We start from the raw sequence: 742 nt of genomic DNA, 5'->3' as shown, positions 1-742 counted from the left end.
CCAGGCCGCCGCGATCCGGGTGACGGCTTCGACCAGTTGGGACGCGTCGACGGCATAGGGGATCCGCAGGTACCGGTCCAGGCCGCCTTCGGGGGCGAACGAGGGGCCGGGCGCCAGGAGTACGCCGTGCCGCTCGGCTTCGACGGAAAGGGCTGTCGCGCCCGCTGACGGGAGCTCGAGCCACAGCGCCATCCCGCCGGCCGGCATCCGGAAGGTCCACTCCGGCAGGGTCGACGCCAGGGCAGCGGCGAGGGCGTCGCGCTGTGTCCGGAGGCGGTCTCGCTGCAGGGCCACCATCGCGTCGTGGTCACCGTTGAGCAGCCGGGTCAGCACGAGCTGTTCCAGCACCGGTGCACCGAGGTCGAGACCGACCCGGGCGCGGGTGAGCCGGTCGACGAGTGCATGTGGTGCGCGGATCCAGCCCAGGCGCAGGCCACCCCACACGCTCTTGCTCGCGCTGCCCACGGTGACGGCGTCCTTGCTGAAGCACGCGAACGGACGAAGGGCCGGCGCGTCATCCAGGCGGAGCAGGTGGTGCGCCTCGTCGACCACCGCCGTCGCGCCGCTCCGGGCCAGCGCCTTCGCGTACGTCGCCCGCTCCTTCTCGCTCATCACCAGCCCGGTCGGGTTGTGGAAGTCGGGCATCACGTGCACGAGGCGCGGACCAGCCTTGCCCAGCACGTGGGCCACGGCGTCGAGGTCCCAGCCGGACGGATCGAGCGGGATCGACGCGAGTCGGCCA

At 72.6% G+C, this 742-nt stretch carries 1 protein-coding gene; it reads right to left on the bottom strand.

What is annotated here, in order from left to right; genetic code table 11:
- Positions 1–742 (bottom strand): aminotransferase class I/II-fold pyridoxal phosphate-dependent enzyme (locus tag ACOADB_RS23870; protein ID WP_378604634.1); only part of this gene is annotated, 742 nt, incomplete at both ends.

It is taken from the genome of Nocardioides sp. CPCC 206348, from assembly GCF_048654705.1.
In the GTDB taxonomy this organism is placed as follows: Bacteria; Actinomycetota; Actinomycetes; order Propionibacteriales; family Nocardioidaceae; genus Nocardioides.
Note: the sequence above shows the minus strand (reverse complement) of the source record. Positions and strands in the feature narration are given on the sequence as shown.